The organism is Robertmurraya sp., assembly GCF_036676585.1.
In the GTDB taxonomy this organism is placed as follows: Bacteria; Bacillota; Bacilli; order Bacillales; family Cytobacillaceae; genus Robertmurraya_A.
Window position 1 is genome coordinate 22,578 of sequence record NZ_JAKFCQ010000072.1, and the last position, 16,869, is coordinate 39,446.

Below are 16,869 nucleotides of genomic sequence, written 5' to 3' on the forward strand. Positions count from 1 at the left end.
GAGGGAGTCATATGAATCCAGATGATTCTTTGCTACATGAAGAGGAAAGCTGCCATAGCAGTGATCGGAAAAGTCATCATTCAGATAAAGTGAAAAGCAATCTTGTCACACGATTAAACCGGATTGAAGGTCAAATTCGTGGAATCAAGGGACTAATTGAAAAAGACACATATTGCGACGATGTCATTACACAAATTTCAGCCACACAATCAGCTTTAAACAGTGTCGCAAAAATATTGCTAGAAGGCCATTTAAAGGGCTGTGTGGTTGATCGTCTGCAAGAGGGCGATGTAGAAGTATTAGATGAGGTACTCGTAACGATTCAAAAATTAATGAAAAAATAAGGAGTTGTTAATCATGGAAAAAGTTACATTACAAGTAGAAGGTATGTCATGCGGACACTGCGTAAAAGCAGTAGAAGGTAGCGTTGGGGAATTAGCAGGGGTTGCAGCTGTAAAGGTTGACCTAGAAAACAAATCAGTTGCTGTAGAGTTTGATGCTGACAAAGTATCCTTAGATACAATCAAAGAAACAATTGATGATCAAGGTTATGATGTAAAATAAAAAAGACAACGTGCTAGAAATAGCACGTCCTCTTTTCAAAAAAATATACCCTATATAGGTATAAGGAGTTTTTCATATGAGTGAAAAAGTACTAGAAAGTCAATTTCAAATTACCGGTATGACTTGTGCTGCGTGTTCTACTCGCATTGAAAAAGGTCTGAAAAAAATGGATGGAGTCACGGATGCAAATGTAAATTTAGCTTTAGAAAAAGCGACAGTAAAGTTTGATGCCGCTGTAATAGGGCCAGTTAACATTCAAGAGAAAATTCGTGCCCTTGGATATGACGTCATTACTGAAAAAGCAGAGCTAAACGTGACAGGCATGACGTGTGCAGCTTGTGCCACTCGTATTGAGAAAGGCTTAAACAAACTTGACGGTGTCGTTGGTGCCAACGTGAACCTCGCTCTTGAAAAAGCTTCTGTTGAATACAATCCAGCGTCTGTATCTGTTACGGATATGATTCGAAAAATAGAAAAGCTCGGATACGGGGCAACAGTAAAATCCGATGAAAATGAAAAGGAAACAGTCGATCACCGTTTAAAGGAAATTGAGAAGCAACAAGGAAAGTTTATTTTCTCTTTGATCTTATCTCTTCCACTTTTGTGGGCAATGGCAGGGCACTTTACGTTTACCTCCTTTTTATATGTTCCCGAAGCGTTCATGAATCCATGGGTACAAATGGCGTTAGCGACACCAGTCCAATTTTTCATCGGTAAGCAGTTTTACGTGGGTGCCTATAAAGCACTTCGAAACAAAAGTGCGAACATGGATGTACTTGTTGCGCTCGGCACATCTGCTGCTTATTTCTACAGTGTGTATATTGCCATTGGAACCATTGGCCACAACGCACACGGAGTCGGATTGTATTTTGAAACGAGTGCAGTTTTAATTACATTAATCATATTAGGGAAATTGTTTGAAGTAAAAGCAAAAGGTCGCTCTTCTGAAGCGATCAAAAAGCTCATGGGGCTTCAAGCAAAAACAGCTCTTGTTGTTCGTGATGGAGAGGAAGTAGAAATTCCGTTAGAGCAGGTAATTGCTGGCGATGTGTTGCTGGTTAAGCCTGGGGAAAAGATTCCTGTGGATGGCGTCATTTTAGAAGGACAGTCCGCACTTGATGAGAGCATGCTGACAGGTGAAAGTGTTCCAGTTGATAAAACAGTTGGTGATATGGTCATTGGAGCAACTCTTAATAAAAATGGATTTTTAAAAGTGCAAGCAACGAAAGTCGGGAAGGACACTGCTCTTGCACAAATCATTAAGGTGGTAGAGGAAGCACAAGGATCAAAGGCACCGATTCAACGCTTGGCTGATTCTATTTCAGGCATTTTTGTCCCGATCGTAGTTGGAATTGCCGTTGTAACATTCCTTGTATGGTTTTTCTGGGTCGCACCTGGTGACTTCCCAGAAGCATTAGAAAAATTAATTGCCGTTTTAGTGATTGCTTGTCCTTGTGCACTTGGTCTCGCTACACCAACTTCAATCATGGCAGGATCTGGTCGTGCAGCAGAATACGGTATTCTTTTTAAAGGCGGAGAGCACTTAGAAATGACACACCGCATTCAAACAGTCATTCTTGATAAAACGGGAACGATTACCAATGGAAAGCCGGTATTAACGGATGTAGTAACTTCCATGAATGAAGACGAATTCTTAACATTGGTCGGTTCTGCTGAGAAGCAATCTGAGCACCCTCTTGCGCAAGCGATTGTAGAAGGAATTAAGGAAAAAGGAAGTGCGCTCGTCGATGTGTCTCAGTTTGAAGCGATACCTGGTTTCGGAATTAAGGCTATGGTTGCTGAAAAAGAGGTGTTAGTAGGCACTCGTCGTTTGATGAAGAAGTATGAAATTAATGTAGAAGAAATGGTCCTTGAAAACATGGTTTCTTTTGAAAAAGAAGGGAAAACAGCGATGCTAGTGGCGGTTGATGGCGCTTTTGCAGGTATCGTTGCAGTTGCTGATACAATTAAAGAAACGTCACGTTCAGCCATCGCACGCTTGAAGGATATGGGACTTGAAGTCATCATGATTACTGGTGACAATGAGCAAACCGCTCAAACAATCGCAAAAGAAGCGGGAGTAGATCGCGTCATTGCCGAAGTGCTTCCAGAAGGAAAAGCAGAGGAAGTGAAAAAGCTGCAGGCAGCTGGAAAGAAAGTTGCGATGGTTGGCGATGGAATCAACGATGCTCCAGCTTTGGCAATCGCTGATATCGGTATGGCGATTGGAACAGGTACCGATGTAGCGATGGAAGCAGCGGACATTACGCTCATCCGCGGTGACTTAAACAGCATTGCAGACGCCATCTTTATGAGCAAAAAGACGATCACAAATATCAAGCAAAATCTATTCTGGGCATTCGCCTACAACACACTAGGCATTCCCATTGCCGCACTTGGCTTCTTAGCTCCGTGGCTAGCGGGAGCAGCCATGGCCTTCAGCTCTGTATCAGTTGTGTTAAATGCATTACGGTTACAGCGAGTGAAGCTTTAAAAATAGAGTATGCAAGCCCCGGCTTTGGTCGGGGTATTTTTTTGTTTGGGTCATAAAGTGAATGTTATGACGTGTGTGGCATAAAAAAGGAAGCGCATCTCTCATATAAAAAATTGATGAATGTTGCAGTCTAGGGTTGATTCCCTCTAACACAGAAATTCGACCCCAGTAGTCACCAAACTCTACCCAATCAAAAACTAATTAACAAAAGCCATCCACCAAAACCAAAAACAGATAAGGACAGCAAAAAAATAAGGAGGGTTAGCCACTTGAGCTAACCCTCCCTATTTTTATTTACTGATAGCTAGACGATATTCGTTTGTTAGATTTTCAAAGATTTTTTTAACAGGAAGAATCTCTTTGATTTCATGAACTCGGGCTCCTGCAAAGACAAGTCCATTTTCAACATCGCCGGCCATTGATTTTAAAAGGGAATCAAGGGTACAGAAGCGATACGAGCAATTTTTCAAGCAATCTCTACATTTCGTAATTTTTAGCTTTTCAGAAGTAGTGAGTAAGTCTGTAAAATGATTCGCAATCGCTCGACCATGAAGACCAACTGTCGTTTTGACGAGCAGTGTATCTTCCTTCGTCGCTTCGACGTATTTCTGCTTAAAGGAAAGTGGTGCATCACATTCCTCACTCGCAACAAACCGAGTTCCCATTTGTACTCCAGAAGCTCCCATGCTGAACGCCTTGGCAATGTCTGCTCCTGTCATGATTCCGCCCGCTGCGATAACCGGGATCGATACGGCCTCCACAACTTCAGGAAGAATATCAAATAATGGACGTTCGGTCCCAAGATGTCCACCCGCTTCATGTCCTTCCACAACAACTGCCGCTGCACCAAGACGCTCCGACATTTTCGCAAGCTTCGCTGAGGACACAATTGAAAGAACTGGAATACCTGCTTTCTTGCCCCATGCATACATATCCCTTGAAATCCCTGCACCTGAAATAATAAAATCGACCTTTTCTTCAAGTGCCGCCTTCATTTTCTCTGCAAAGTCATTCATTGCAAATAACACATTTACACCAATATATCCTGCATCCTTCTTCACAAGCGCTCTAGCTTGACGAATATGGTTTCTCATTTCTTCAACGGAAATCCCTGTACCCGAAATTATGCCAATTCCACCTGCATTTGCAACAGCAGATGCAAGCTTGCTAAGGGAAATTCCTACACCCATGCCACCTTGAATGATCGGAGCTTTCGGAAGCATATGTCCGATTTTTAACTGAGGAAAATTCATGATTATCACCCATTTCTTTTAATCTCCATTAGATTCTAGCATGTAGTATGGGAAAATGATGTGATATATATTACTAGGTACTAAAAATTGATAATAATAGTTGGTAACATTTTGTGAACATTGAATAAAAAAGTTCTATTTGGATACATTTCCCTTGAAAAAAATCCCCGTTGTCCTGTTAGACAAGGGGATGAACAAATGTTTCAAGTGTTAGAATAGCGGTTAATATATCGTCTGAAGTAAAGTTTTTCTCCAAGTAATGAATGGACTCTCCAGCTGCTACTGTCCTCTCGGCGATAGGCGTAAGTTTTTCAGAGTTATATAACCCAAGATCCCTTAGTAAAATAGGAAGCTTTAGGGATTTATAAAAAGAAAGAAGAGAGGCAACCTCCTCTAAATTTCCCTCGAGTACAAGCTGAACAAGAATGCCGTATGCTACCTTTTCACCGTGAAGAAGATGATGAGTTTCCGGAGCAACTGTTAGTCCATTATGTACTGAGTGGGCAGCAGCGATTCTCCCGTAACGGTCTCCGAAGCCACCGACCAAACCACCTGCTACGATGATTGTTTCAATTACTTGAAGAAAAGCTGGAGACGATGTTTTTTCTTCCATCGCTTCTAATGCTGCTTGGCTATGTTCTAGTAAAACAATCTGACATAGTCTTGCACTTTGATGGGCAATTTTTACAGATATCGGTTGATCTTGTAATTCACGTACTAACACATCGGCTTCGTACCATTTGGCTAATGTGTCTGCAATTCCTGCTCGGACATACTTAACCGGTGAATGAAGAATAATACTAGGCTCAATTAAAACAATAAGTGTGCTTTTCGGAAAAATGGTGTAATGAGTGAATTCACCATCGTCTGTATAAAACACACTCAATGGTGTCCAAGCAGAGCAGGTGGAGGCAAGTGTCGGAATGAGAATGGCTTCCGTGTTTGTTTCGTGTGCCACTGCCTTTGTAAGATCTAGTACTTTCCCTCCTCCTATTCCAATAATAGCGTCGATACTTGTGCCATTGGCTATCGTTGAGATTCTTTGTACTTCATGTAATGAGCACTCACCATGATAGGGAACAAAGGTAAGCCCTACATTGGTTATTTCTGGTAAATAGGATGAAGCTGCTTTCCAAGATTCTTCTCCATGAATCACTAAGCAATGATTAATTGAATTGGAGAGAAGTAAATTTTCTAGGTCGTTTAACGAACCCTCATAACATGCATAATAGGAGGGAGCACCACGAACTTCTAATTTTGTCACTGTCCTCAATCCTTTCTATTAAAAACAACGCCGGAAAAACGGCGTTGTTTTTTAGTTCTTCAATTAGCGATTTACCATCCATTCCGGTTTTCCGAAGCCTTGGAAATCTTCATCGATAATAGCTTCAAATTCTTCCGATTCTACGACTTCCTTCAGGGCTTTCGCAAATTGACTATCAATATTCTTTGTATCTACTACCACACGGTTGCGGTATTGATCAGGCATGTTTTCAAGTTGCAATGCGTCAAGTAAGTCCATTTTTGCCGCTAATGCGAAATTTCCTGGTACAGCAGCAAGGTCCACGCTGTCAACCGCACGTGGAAGCTGAGCTGCTTCAATTGGTTGGAATACAAGATTTTTTACATTGTTTTCTACGTCTTTTTCAGAAACGGTTAATGGGTCAGCATCAGCATTTAATTTAATTAAACCGAGGTCTTCTAAAATTAAGAAAGCTCTTGCTGCGTTTGTTGGGTCATTAGGAATCGCAATAGCAGCGCCATCAGCGATCTCATCGATAGAAGTAAACGTCTTAGAGTAGATTCCCATTGGTGCGGTTGGTACTGAAATCACATCAGAAAGTTCAATCTTATTTTCTTTTGCAAAGTTTTCCATGTAGATTTTGTGCTGGAATAGGTTTGCATCAAGGTCACCTTTTGATAACGCAAGGTTTGGTTGAACATAGTCACTGAATTCTACTACTTCTACTTCATAGCCTTTTTCCTCTAATAACGGCTTAATCGCGTTTGATACCATGTCGCTGTATGGACCAGATGTTGCTCCAATTTTCACTTCTTTTTTCGTAGTCGCACTTTCCTCAGAAGAAGATGCCTCCTCAGAACTTCCGCCGCAAGCTGCAAGAGCTGCAATAGAAATCAAAATTACAAAACTCAAAAATAACTTTCTCATCGTAAATATTCCCCCAATAGTTTTATGGTGTCTGTCACCCTTCGTGGACAGTTGGTGCATTATTGTCCGTCTGGAGTGGACAGTGCTTACATGTGATTTATCTTTTGTTTACTGCTTTTGCTAGTCGGTCACCAAAAAATTGGATGAGCTGGACTAAGCAGATTAGGATGATAACGGTGGTGATCATGACCGTGTTGTCGTATCGGTAGTACCCGAACCGGATGGCTAGATCTCCAACACCGCCTCCACCTACGATACCAGCCATCGCTGAGTAAGCGACTAAACTAATAATCGTAATGGTCACGCCTTGGATAATCCCTGGTTTTGCTTCTGGCAGAAGAACCTCCTTGATAATCATCCACGGGGAAGCCCCGACCGCGACCGCTGCTTCAATGACTCCCTTATCAATCTCACGCAGTGACTGTTCTACCAACCTTGCAAAGAAAGGAATCGCAGCTACTGAGAGTGAAACAGAAGCGGCAGTTGGCCCGATTGTTGATCCAGCGATCAAGTCTGCCAATGGCAAAAGGGCAATGAGTAAGATAATAAACGGAACCGAGCGAATCATGTTCACTAAAAATCCCACAATCTGATTAAATAGGGAATTCTCTAAAAATAATCCGCGGTCGGTAACAAACAATAGTACTCCCACAGGCAAGCCGACAATCATGGCTACCACAATCGATATTCCCACCATATAAATCGTTTCAAAAAAGGCTTTGTTTAAATCAGGTAGCAACTCTATCAAGCTATCAAGCGGCATCTCTGATCACCTCCAAACTTTCTGTTCGAGATGTAATGTACTGCAGGGCTTTTTCTACTTCAGCATGATCTCCAGTAAGCTCCATAATGAAAATCCCTAGAGGGGTCTCTTTTATGTACTCGATTTTGCCGTGTAAAATATTGCCCTTCACTTGGAACTTCTGTAGCGCATCTGAAATCACTGACTCCTCTGCAATCGCCCCACGGAAATGGATCTTCACAATCTTTCCTTTGCTTGAAGTTAGTAAGTGTTCTGGTAAATCAAATTGAAGAATTGTATTAATGAATTCCTTCGTAAGTTCGTTTGTTGGATGTGAGAACAAATCATACACTTGCCCTTCCTCAACTATTCGACCGTCCTGCATAACAGCCATTCGATCACAAATCTCTTTTACGACTTCCATCTCATGTGTGATCAGTACAATCGTTAACCCTAGCTCTTGGTTAATCTTTTTTAACAAAGATAAAATTGATTTGGTCGTGCTCGGGTCTAGGGCAGAGGTAGCTTCATCACAAAGGAGAACGGAGGGGTTATTCGCTAATGCTCTCGCAATCCCTACACGTTGTTTTTGTCCACCACTTAGCTGAGACGGATACACATCACGCTTATCGGACAAACCGACCATTTCAAGTAGCTCTGTTACTCGTACATCAATTTCTGCTTTTGATTTATGAGCCGCTTTTAGAGCAAATGCTACGTTTTCAAAAACAGTCTTTGAGCTTACGAGATAGAAGTGTTGGAAGATCATCCCGATTTTTTGACGAGCGCTCCGAAGCTCCTTTTTCCCAAGAGAAGTAAGGGAAACACCATCGATCTTAATTTCGCCTGAAGTCGGAGCCTCTAATAAATTCAGACAGCGTAACAAAGAACTTTTGCCCGCACCACTATAGCCAACAATTCCAAAAATCTCGCCTTTATTCACGGTAAGTGACACATGGTCCACACCGGTTACTTCACCTTTTTTCGTTTGGTAGACTTTCACCAAATCTTTTACTTCGATCATCTCTGTCACCCCTTAAACTATAAAAATACAAAAATGCCTCTTTCCAATCAGAAAGAGGCATCGTTATATATACGACTTATCTTTCAGAATGGAATCATTCTGTAGGAAGTGGCACCGTTCCATGAAATGGAGGTTGCCGGACGTCATAGGGCCTAATCCCTCGGTCGCTCTTGATAAGTAAAAGGTCTTATTAAATTTGTTACATGAATCATAAATCTAATAGGTGAGAAGTGTCAACAGCTGTTTTTGGTAGAAGGATGTATGGGGAACGCTTACATAACTGAGGCTGTAAGCGGAAAAAATTTTAAAAAAAGATAAAAACACCCATCCACAAAAAGTGAATGGGTGCCATTGAGTAAAATTAGATTTTCATAACTCCACCGGTGCTAGCAGATGTTACAAGCTTCGAATAACGAGCTAGATAACCCTTTTTCACCTTTGGTTCAAAGCCTTTCCAGTTTGCTTTACGCTCTGCCCATTCTTCGTCAGATAAAACAACGTCCATGGAACGAGCGTCAACATCGATTATAATTTGATCTCCATTTTGGATAAACGCTAATGGTCCACCTTCAGCAGCTTCCGGTGATGCGTGACCGATAGACAATCCACGTGAAGCACCAGAGAAGCGTCCATCTGTTACAAGAGCAACCTTCGCGCCAAGTCCCATTCCCATGATTTGAGAAGTTGGAGCTAGCATTTCAGGCATACCAGGTCCACCTTTTGGACCTTCGTAACGGATCACTACAACGTCGCCTTCTTTAACTTTTCCGTTCGCAATGCCGTGAAGAGCTTCGTCTTGTGAATCAAACACAACAGCAGGTCCTTCATGACGATTTCCACCAGTGATTCCACCTGTTTTAATGATGGCACCGTCTGGAGCAAGGTTTCCAAATAATACTGCAAGTCCACCCTTTTCGCTAAATGGGTTATCAATGGAATGAATCACATCATAGTTCTTAACATCACAGCCAGCAATATTTTCACCAAGTGTTTTCCCTGTAACTGTTAATGTATCCAAGTGAAGGGCTCCTTCTTTCTTAGATAACTCGTTTAGAACTGCAGAAACTCCGCCCGCTTCATGCAAATCTTCAATAAACACATCAGAAGCTGGAGCAAGCTTAGATAAGTGAGGTACACGTGCTGCTACTTCATTGATTCTACCGATTGGGTATTCAATCTCTGCTTCATGAGCTAGAGCTAAAGTGTGTAACACAGTATTCGAAGAACCACCTAAAGCCATATCTAGAGCAAATGCGTTATCGATTGCTTTTTCCGTTACGATATCACGAGGCTTAATATCCTTTTCGATTAGTTCCATTAACTGAGTTGCTGATTTTCTAACGAATTCTCTACGCTCAGGAGCTACAGCTAAAATCGTTCCATTACCAGGTAGAGCCAATCCAAGGGCTTCTGCTAAACAGTTCATCGAGTTTGCTGTAAACATACCAGAACAAGATCCACATGTAGGACAGCCGAACTGTTCTAATTCTAAAAGTCCCTTGTCATCAATTTTTCCAGCTTGGTATGCACCTACACCTTCAAATACAGAAGAAAGTGAGATCTTTTTGCCATCGCTAGTTACTCCAGCCTTCATCGGTCCACCACTTACGAAAACAGTAGGGATATTTAAACGAAGTGATGCCATTAACATACCTGGTGTGATTTTGTCACAGTTCGGGATACAAACCATACCATCAAACCAGTGAGCAGCTACTACTGTTTCAACTGAATCAGCAATAATTTCACGGCTTGGAAGCGAGTAGCGCATTCCGATATGACCCATCGCGATTCCATCATCTACACCAATTGTGTTCATTTCGAATGGAACTCCGCCCGCTTCACGGATAGCATCTTTTACAATTTTTCCAAACTCCTGTAAGTGCACATGTCCTGGCACGATATCAATGTAGGAATTAACTACCGCGATAAACGGCTTACCAAAATCCTCTTCTTTTACCCCAGCCGCACGTAAAAGGCTTCGGTGTGGTGCGCGATCAAATCCCTTTTTTATCATATTACTTCTTAATTCTGCCAAAATAATTCCCTCCCAATCTATCAAAAACCAATGGTTTTAATGTTTTAAATTATTAAAAAATTTTAACAAATAGAAGGAGACTTGTAAAGAAAGATGACAAAACAATTATATGGTAGATTTTAAAAGTTACCCTCATTCGTACTGTTTTGTTGCTTTTTAATGTTCTTATAGTGATAGTAGTATGGCGTTTCCGATTTGTCACAATGAAAAAATTAATGTTAGTAATTGCCTTGTCATTCCCTTTTTACAAGATTAGTATTAAGATATGAAAAGTATATATGAGCAAGAATAGGCGTACTTCTTTTTAGAAGTCTAGGGAAGTTGGTGAAAGTCCAATGCGGTCCCGCCACTGTAAATGGGAGCATACTGTAAAGAACCACTGTGCAATAAAGAATTGCATGGGAAGGTGCAGAAAGCAATGACCATGAGCCAGGAAACCTGACTATATCTTGACACCGTGTACCTACGAGGATAGGTGGTGTGGTCGGTTTCTTACATAAGGAAGAAGCTTATTCCAACATCTCCATTTTCGGATGGAGATGTTTTTTTTATGTAGTTTCACCTTCCCCAAGCTGGTGTTGCTACGCAACAAAGGCTTTCTTCGGGTGGAAACTGACCAACTTGTTAAATGTCTAAAAAGGAGGGTTACCCATGTTTCTTCAACATTTATTGGCAATGACAATTGCTTATTTTATTGATTTGCTTCTTGGTGATCCTGTTAGTTGGCCTCATCCGGTGAAGTGGATCGGAACACTGATCTATAAGATTGAAGAAAATTGGAATAAAGGGACGCGGAAAAAATGGAAGGGACTCGCTATGGTGGTTACGCTTCTCCTGCTCGTCGTGGGGATTACGATTCTAATTACGATGCTAGCTTATCATGTTCATTTCATGGTCGGAATTGTGGTTGAAGCGGTGATCATATGGACGACGATCGCTCAAAAAAGCTTAAAGGAAGCAGCTATGACGGTGTACGGTCCGTTAAAAAAGGGAGATCTCGTGGAAGCTCGTCACAAGCTATCGTATATCGTTGGGCGTGACACGGATCAACTTGATGAACAAGGTGTGGTTCGCGCGACAATTGAAACGGTCGCAGAAAACACAAGTGACGGAGTAACTGCTCCCTTATTTTGGGCGTTACTCGGTGGTGCACCTCTCGCGATGCTGTACCGTGCGGTCAATACTTGTGATTCGATGGTGGGTTATAAAAATGATAAATACATGGAGTTTGGCTGGGCGTCGGCGAAGCTTGATGATTGGTTAAATTTGATACCAAGTCGCCTAACCTCCATCTGTATGCTCTTTAGCAATAAGCCTGTCCGATCCTCGGTAAAAGAGTCAGCAAAAATCGTTCTTCGTGATGCAAAAAAACATCCGAGCCCAAACAGTGGATGGGGAGAAGCAGCTGTGGCTGCCTTACTTGGAATTCAACTCGGAGGAATCAATTATTACAAGGGCATTCGCTCCGATCGAGCAAAAATGGGAGAACCCTATTTTCCTGTTACTGGAGAGCATATATTGCAAACCAATGGCATTTTAACTCGAACCGTACTCACATTTTTACTTTTATTATGGATTGGAGGGATGATCGTTGAAGTGGCCTACGCACGGATCTAATCCTCAATTTTTATATGAAGCACTTCATCTCCAAATGCCTGAATCAGTGATTGACTTTAGTGCCAATATTAACCCGCTCGGTCCACCAACCATAGTAAAAGACAGGTGGAATGAGCTGTTACCGCTTGTTTCTGATTATCCGGATCCAACGGCAGAAAGACTAACAGGTTTGCTTGCAAAGAAAGAAGGAGTAAGAAACGAGCAAATCTTAGTTGGTAATGGAGGGGCGGAGCTTATTTCTTTGGTCGGACGACTGCTCACTGGTAAAAAAGTGCTTATCGTACAACCAGCCTTTTCCGAATACGAAGAAGCATGCCGAGTGAATCAATGTGAGGTGCGCTATCACTTGATGGATGTAGAAAGCTGGGAATTACGTTTAAATGAATTACTAGTGAACTTACGTGAAGTAGACGCTGTATTTCTGTGCAACCCAAACAATCCAACGGGAATGTTTTTTCCGAAACAAACAATTGAGCTTCTTGCACGTGAATGTGCCAAATACGAAACCTTTCTCATCGTCGACGAAGCCTTTTACGACTTTATAGAAGGGTACGAATCAACCGTTTCCTGTCTCCAACATGGCGGAAATATGATCATTCTTCGTTCCATGACAAAAATGTTCAGCATTCCAGGAATCCGCCTTGGATACTTAATTGCCAATGAAGCCCTGCTAGCAAAGATTAGGCTAAGCAAACCGCATTGGAGTGTGAATGCGATAGCTATGAAGGTGGGTGAATGGTGTTTGTCAGAAAGTGACTATGTAGAACAAACCATTCAATTGATAAATCAGGAGCGGGAGAAGCTACAGTCTTTTTATCGTGAACAGGAGTTCTCTTATTCCCCATCAACTGTAAACTTTTATTTGCTAAAAGATACGAAAGTCTCCGACCAATTTCCGTTTTTTCGTTTTTTGATGGAAAAGGGGATGATTCCACGACATACGATGAATTTTCCTGGACTTGACGGAAAGTGGCTGCGACTGGCGGTTAAGGGGCCAACTGAGCACGAAAGGTTATTAGAGGTGATGAGTGAATGGCGGAAGGTGGACAGCTGATATTTATCAGTGGTGGTGTTAGAAGTGGAAAAAGCAGTTTTGCTGAGAAAACGGCCATGGAGCTCACAATGAAAACTCACGGAAATCTCCATTACATTGCTTCTGGAGTTGCTTTTGATGCGGAAATGAAGGACCGAATTAAAAGGCATCAACAGCAAAGAAATGAAGGGGAGCAACACTGGGAAACGTGGGAGGAACCTTATTTTTTACATAACCTCTCAACTGTATTTCAGGCGAATGATATTGTGCTCTTTGATTGCCTAACCAATCTATTAAACAATCGTTTGTTTCGAACCGAGGAGAGGCTGATGGACCCGTCTTTTCATGAGGAGATCAAGAATTCGATCATTGAGGGGATACTTTCGATACAGAAAAATTGTCATACCCTCATCGTCGTTAGTAATGAAATCTTGAATGAACCGATACGCTCAAGCGACCTTGTTCTTGTGTATGCAAAGATCCTTGGCAGGCTAAATCAACAGGTCGTTGCAATGGCAAAGGAAGCGTATCTCGTTGAAGCAGGAGTTCCAATTTGTATGAAAAAGGAGGGTGATGACGTTGCATTTCGTGATGGGAGGGGCGTGTAACGGAAAAGCCGAGTGGGTACGTAGCCATTACGATATGTGTCAGTATTCAGGAGAAAGTTGGATAAAGGCTTATGAATGCTCGTATTATGACTGGCTTAACGAAGATTCTGTTGTCTCCTTAGTAGTGGTTGAAGGAATAGAGTATTGGATCAGGGAGCTATCGCTTCAACATGAATCCGATACTGTCAGAAGCATATGGAAAGAGGCACTATTAAAATGGGATCGTTGGGAAAAGGAAGGTTGGAAAAGAAAGGTCGTAATTATTGGTTCAGATATTACAAGAGGGATTGTACCTGTTGAAAAAATGGATCGAAAATGGCGCGATGATGCGGGATGGACGTTTCAGGATACGGTCCAATTATGTGATCGAGTGGATCATATCTGGTACGGAATTGGTCAACGCATTAAGTGATTACAATCCAAAAGGAGGAAGAAAAAATGAAGGTGGCAAAAGTAACTTGGATGGCCGTATTTATCGCTTTAACAGTTGTAGGTGGTGGGATAAAAATTCCAGCAATTATCGGAAGTGTCGCGCTTGATTCGTTTCCAGCAATCGTTGCTGCCGCGCTTTTAGGAGGAATCCCTGGTGCGATCGTCGGTGGATTAGGACATATGGTATCTGCGTTAATTGGAGGAATGCCTCTTGGACCTATGCATTTCTTAATCGCAATCGAAATGGCAATGCTTACATGGATGTTTGCTTATCTTTATCAAAAAGGCAGCAAGTGGACGGCATCTATTTTATTCGTGCTTGGTAATACCTTTGCAGCTCCACTGCCATTTATCTTTTTAATATCAAAAGCATTTTATATTAGTATGGTTCCATCTTTACTGATTGCATCTGTCCTTAATACCGTTTTAGCTGTGATCGTTGCTCCTCGATTAGCTAGCATAATGAAACCAGCAGTAGCGGGGAAATTTCAAAAATGAGAGATGTCCAATTACTTAAAATGGGAAAAGAAACCCTTGTGGTAGCTTCTGATAATAGCGGGGCGATCGGATTAAAAAAGCTCGATGCGGTACAGGTTCCTTACGATATCGTTGGTTATTATACCTTTCGTGTGGCAGCGATGGAATGCTACTCGGCGGGGGCTATTCCCGAAGCAGTGATTCTTCAAAATTTCTGTGGAGAGGATGCGTGGGAAGGACTCGTAAAGGGAATTACGAGAGGTCTATTTGAACTTGATGTACCAGACATTCCGATCAATGGAAGCACCGAAAGTAACTTTTCACTTGTCCAATCTGCCGTCGGGTTATCGGTATTAGGAAAAAGAGTAAGCCAGGTTCCCTTGAGTGCAACTCCCTTTCTAAAAGATACGAAAGTGGCGGTTATTGGTCTTCCTCTTGTTGGAAATGAGGTAATAGAGCTGGAAACAGAAGTAGCTCCATTACGGTTAGTGAAGGAGCTCTCACAACTAGATGACGCTGTCTTATTGCCTGTTGGTTCAAAAGGGATACTGTATGAATTGAATCGTTTATTTTCAAACCGAAATTTTTTAAAAAGTGACGTGACCAGTGTAATTAATTTAGAAAAAACCTCTGGCCCATCTACCTGCTTCCTGATTGCGTTTCCAGCTGAAGTAGGGCTTATGGTGAAGGAACTCTCTGGACATTATTATCATGAATTGATTTTTTAAGGCGAACAGGGGGTGACCATTATGGTGGATTTATATATTGCTAGGCACGGACAAACTTCATGGAATGTACAAAAGCGTATGCAAGGCAGACTCGATTCCTCCCTTACAATAAAAGGAGTGGAGGATGCTAAACGGTTAAGAGAGTACTTAGCTGATACCCCTTTTGATGAGGTGATCTCTTCTCCCAGTGGAAGGGCTTATACCACCGCGAAGCTTATCCGGCCAAATGAAACAAACATGACAACAGATCCGCGTTTAATGGAAATTCATCTAGGAAAATGGCAGGGAAAAACGGATGACGAAATTCATCGTGAGTTTCCATCGGAGTATGATCATTATTGGAATGCTCCAGAGCGATATGACAACGATGGAGGGGAAACCTTTACAGACGTAATAACTAGAGTCGAAGACTTTCTACAGGAAATAGAAAGAACGTATGTGGAAGGGAGAGTGCTAATTGTCACTCATGGGGTAGCCATCATGGCTTTTTTATCAATAGTGAAAAAGCTTTCATTAAAAAAATTCTGGTCTGCGCCCATCAGTGAGGGAACAAGTTTAACCTTGATACGACTGGAAAAAGGCGAAAGAAAGCTCCTGGTTGAGGGGAGTGTAGAACATCTCTCACTAGTAACCGTTCAATAATATAATCATCTAAGTAAAACTTTATAGGAGACATATAGGCACCAGGTTTTTTTATAAGCAATCCTGGTGCCATTTTTATCGATGGAGTAAATGCATTATGGAAGATATTCTTACAGCTTGCTGTACGCGACTGAAGGAAAATGGAAGAATCGTTTTAAATGGAAGAATACTTTTATTTCATGATGTAGGGGGTACAACAATGCGTAGAGCACAATCCATTATGATTCAAGGAACACATTCAGATGCAGGAAAAAGCGTGATATCAACAGCGCTTTGCCGAATTTTTTCAGATATGGGCTATAAAACAGCACCATTTAAATCTCAAAATATGGCGTTAAACTCTTATATTACGTTGGATGGTAAGGAGATTGGGAGAGCTCAAGGAGTTCAGGCCGAAGCCGCACGAACAATAGCGACAACGGATATGAATCCGATTTTAATCAAACCATCTAGGGACTACGAGGCACAGATCGTTGTTCATGGGAAGCCGTATAAAAATATGCAAGCTGGAGCTTATCGGCAAGACTTTTTCCAACAAGGGCTAACCTTAATTAAAGAGGCGTACGAGCGACTCGATCAACAGTTTGAGCGAATTGTGATTGAGGGAGCGGGAAGTCCAGCCGAAATAAATCTAAATGATCGTGAATTGGTAAATATGAGGGTCGCGAACATGACGGAATCACCTGTCATCCTAGTAGGTGACATTGAGCGTGGTGGAGTGTTTGCGAGCTTAGTCGGAACGCTTCAGTTAATCGAAAAGAGTGATAGGGACCGAGTGATAGGGGTGATTATCAATAAGTTCCGGGGAGATGTAAGCTTACTCGAACCGGGTCTTGATTGGTTTACCGAGTATACTGGGGTGCCTGTTCTTGGGGTCGTTCCTTATACGACCGTGAAGGTGGATGCAGAGGATTCCGTTGCCCTAAAGCTATACAGCACAGAAAGAAATTCAGCGAAAGAAATAGATATTGCAGTGATTCAATTTCCTAAAATATCAAATTTCACAGATATTGACCCATTCTTATCGGAAGAAGACTGCCATGTACGCTT

17 protein-coding genes and 2 riboswitches are annotated in these 16,869 nt (G+C 41.9%); of the genes, 11 read left to right on the top strand and 6 right to left on the bottom strand.

Features of this window, described 5'->3' with window-relative positions; all coding sequences use genetic code 11:
- Positions 1-11 precede the first annotated feature (11 nt).
- The 3 genes from ACGLXV_RS10160 to ACGLXV_RS10170 all read left to right on the top strand — a co-directional run bounded on the left by ACGLXV_RS10160 (position 12) and on the right by ACGLXV_RS10170 (position 3,058).
- The gene (locus ACGLXV_RS10160) at positions 12-344 is read left to right on the top strand and encodes a metal-sensitive transcriptional regulator (protein WP_119709870.1); all 333 of its coding nucleotides are present in this window, start codon (positions 12-14) and stop codon (positions 342-344) included.
- A gap of 13 nt (positions 345-357) precedes the next feature.
- Entirely contained in the window at positions 358-564 is a 207-nt protein-coding gene (gene copZ, locus ACGLXV_RS10165) for a copper chaperone CopZ (RefSeq protein ID WP_391558479.1), read from the top strand.
- Positions 565-640: 76 nt separating this feature from the next.
- Positions 641-3,058 (top strand): heavy metal translocating P-type ATPase, encoded by a 2,418-nt coding sequence (locus ACGLXV_RS10170; RefSeq protein ID WP_391558480.1) that lies wholly within the window; start codon positions 641-643, stop codon positions 3,056-3,058.
- Between the two features lie 290 nt (positions 3,059-3,348).
- Here the strand turns inward: ACGLXV_RS10170 and ACGLXV_RS10175 are convergent, their stop codons facing one another.
- The 6 genes from ACGLXV_RS10175 to ilvD all read right to left on the bottom strand — a co-directional run bounded on the left by ACGLXV_RS10175 (position 3,349) and on the right by ilvD (position 10,282).
- Entirely contained in the window at positions 3,349-4,311 is a 963-nt protein-coding gene (locus tag ACGLXV_RS10175; protein ID WP_391558481.1) for an NAD(P)H-dependent flavin oxidoreductase, read from the bottom strand.
- A gap of 178 nt (positions 4,312-4,489) precedes the next feature.
- Positions 4,490-5,575 (bottom strand): iron-containing alcohol dehydrogenase family protein, encoded by a 1,086-nt coding sequence (locus tag ACGLXV_RS10180; RefSeq protein ID WP_391558482.1) that lies wholly within the window; start codon positions 5,573-5,575, stop codon positions 4,490-4,492.
- A gap of 63 nt (positions 5,576-5,638) precedes the next feature.
- Positions 5,639-6,481 (bottom strand): MetQ/NlpA family ABC transporter substrate-binding protein, encoded by an 843-nt coding sequence (locus ACGLXV_RS10185; protein ID WP_119709865.1) that lies wholly within the window; start codon positions 6,479-6,481, stop codon positions 5,639-5,641.
- 97 nt (positions 6,482-6,578) lie between these two features.
- Positions 6,579-7,244: a methionine ABC transporter permease gene (locus ACGLXV_RS10190; RefSeq protein ID WP_119709864.1), complete on the bottom strand. Its 666-nt coding sequence runs from the start codon at positions 7,242-7,244 to the stop codon at positions 6,579-6,581.
- Positions 7,234-8,247 (bottom strand): methionine ABC transporter ATP-binding protein, encoded by a 1,014-nt coding sequence (locus ACGLXV_RS10195; protein WP_391558483.1) that lies wholly within the window; start codon positions 8,245-8,247, stop codon positions 7,234-7,236. Before ACGLXV_RS10195 ends, ACGLXV_RS10190 begins: the two co-directional genes overlap by 11 nt.
- A gap of 73 nt (positions 8,248-8,320) precedes the next feature.
- Positions 8,321-8,427, bottom strand: a riboswitch (SAM riboswitch).
- 181 nt (positions 8,428-8,608) lie between these two features.
- Entirely contained in the window at positions 8,609-10,282 is a 1,674-nt protein-coding gene (ilvD, locus tag ACGLXV_RS10200; RefSeq protein ID WP_391558484.1) for a dihydroxy-acid dehydratase, read from the bottom strand.
- Positions 10,283-10,555: 273 nt separating this feature from the next.
- A riboswitch (cobalamin riboswitch) is annotated at positions 10,556-10,742 on the top strand.
- 191 nt (positions 10,743-10,933) lie between these two features.
- On the opposite strand from ilvD, the gene cbiB reads away from it, so the two are divergent.
- The 8 genes from cbiB to ACGLXV_RS10240 all read left to right on the top strand — a co-directional run.
- Positions 10,934-11,899 (top strand): adenosylcobinamide-phosphate synthase CbiB, encoded by a 966-nt coding sequence (gene cbiB / locus ACGLXV_RS10205; RefSeq protein ID WP_391558485.1) that lies wholly within the window; start codon positions 10,934-10,936, stop codon positions 11,897-11,899.
- Entirely contained in the window at positions 11,874-12,953 is a 1,080-nt protein-coding gene (gene cobD, locus ACGLXV_RS10210) for a threonine-phosphate decarboxylase CobD (RefSeq protein WP_391558486.1), read from the top strand. Before cbiB ends, cobD begins: the two co-directional genes overlap by 26 nt.
- On the top strand, positions 12,932-13,540 hold the full coding sequence (locus ACGLXV_RS10215; protein ID WP_391558487.1) for a bifunctional adenosylcobinamide kinase/adenosylcobinamide-phosphate guanylyltransferase: 609 nt from the start codon (positions 12,932-12,934) through the stop codon (positions 13,538-13,540). Before cobD ends, ACGLXV_RS10215 begins: the two co-directional genes overlap by 22 nt.
- Positions 13,506-13,952, top strand: a complete 447-nt coding sequence (locus ACGLXV_RS10220; protein WP_391558488.1) for a bifunctional adenosylcobinamide kinase/adenosylcobinamide-phosphate guanylyltransferase — start codon at positions 13,506-13,508, stop codon at positions 13,950-13,952. The genes ACGLXV_RS10215 and ACGLXV_RS10220 overlap by 35 nt, the downstream gene beginning before the upstream one ends.
- Positions 13,953-13,978: 26 nt before the next feature.
- Positions 13,979-14,470: an ECF transporter S component gene (locus ACGLXV_RS10225; RefSeq protein WP_391558489.1), complete on the top strand. Its 492-nt coding sequence runs from the start codon at positions 13,979-13,981 to the stop codon at positions 14,468-14,470.
- Complete coding sequence (locus ACGLXV_RS10230) at positions 14,467-15,177, top strand: ATP-binding protein (protein WP_391558490.1); 711 nt, start codon at positions 14,467-14,469, stop codon at positions 15,175-15,177. Before ACGLXV_RS10225 ends, ACGLXV_RS10230 begins: the two co-directional genes overlap by 4 nt.
- A 21-nt stretch (positions 15,178-15,198) precedes the next feature.
- A complete protein-coding gene (locus ACGLXV_RS10235; protein WP_391558491.1) occupies positions 15,199-15,819 on the top strand; it encodes a histidine phosphatase family protein in 621 nt (206 codons plus the stop codon).
- A gap of 199 nt (positions 15,820-16,018) precedes the next feature.
- The coding region (locus ACGLXV_RS10240) for a cobyric acid synthase (RefSeq protein ID WP_391558494.1) at positions 16,019-16,869 on the top strand (851 nt) is incomplete at its 3' end.

Bases quoted from the DNA above. Each gene is read 5' to 3' on its own strand.
- ACGLXV_RS10160 (WP_119709870.1), top strand. From the start codon at position 12: ATGAATCCAGATGATTCTTTGCTACATGAAGAGGAAAGCTGCCATAGC.
- copZ (WP_391558479.1), top strand. From the start codon at position 358: ATGGAAAAAGTTACATTACAAGTAGAAGGTATGTCATGCGGACACTGC.
- ACGLXV_RS10170 (WP_391558480.1), top strand. From the start codon at position 641: ATGAGTGAAAAAGTACTAGAAAGTCAATTTCAAATTACCGGTATGACT.
- ACGLXV_RS10175 (WP_391558481.1), bottom strand. From the start codon at position 4,311: ATGAATTTTCCTCAGTTAAAAATCGGACATATGCTTCCGAAAGCTCCG.
- ACGLXV_RS10185 (WP_119709865.1), bottom strand. From the start codon at position 6,481: ATGAGAAAGTTATTTTTGAGTTTTGTAATTTTGATTTCTATTGCAGCT.
- ACGLXV_RS10190 (WP_119709864.1), bottom strand. From the start codon at position 7,244: ATGCCGCTTGATAGCTTGATAGAGTTGCTACCTGATTTAAACAAAGCC.
- ACGLXV_RS10195 (WP_391558483.1), bottom strand. From the start codon at position 8,247: ATGATCGAAGTAAAAGATTTGGTGAAAGTCTACCAAACGAAAAAAGGT.
- cbiB (WP_391558485.1), top strand. From the start codon at position 10,934: ATGTTTCTTCAACATTTATTGGCAATGACAATTGCTTATTTTATTGAT.
- ACGLXV_RS10215 (WP_391558487.1), top strand. From the start codon at position 12,932: ATGGCGGAAGGTGGACAGCTGATATTTATCAGTGGTGGTGTTAGAAGT.
- ACGLXV_RS10220 (WP_391558488.1), top strand. From the start codon at position 13,506: ATGACGTTGCATTTCGTGATGGGAGGGGCGTGTAACGGAAAAGCCGAG.
- ACGLXV_RS10225 (WP_391558489.1), top strand. From the start codon at position 13,979: ATGAAGGTGGCAAAAGTAACTTGGATGGCCGTATTTATCGCTTTAACA.
- ACGLXV_RS10230 (WP_391558490.1), top strand. From the start codon at position 14,467: ATGAGAGATGTCCAATTACTTAAAATGGGAAAAGAAACCCTTGTGGTA.
- ACGLXV_RS10235 (WP_391558491.1), top strand. From the start codon at position 15,199: ATGGTGGATTTATATATTGCTAGGCACGGACAAACTTCATGGAATGTA.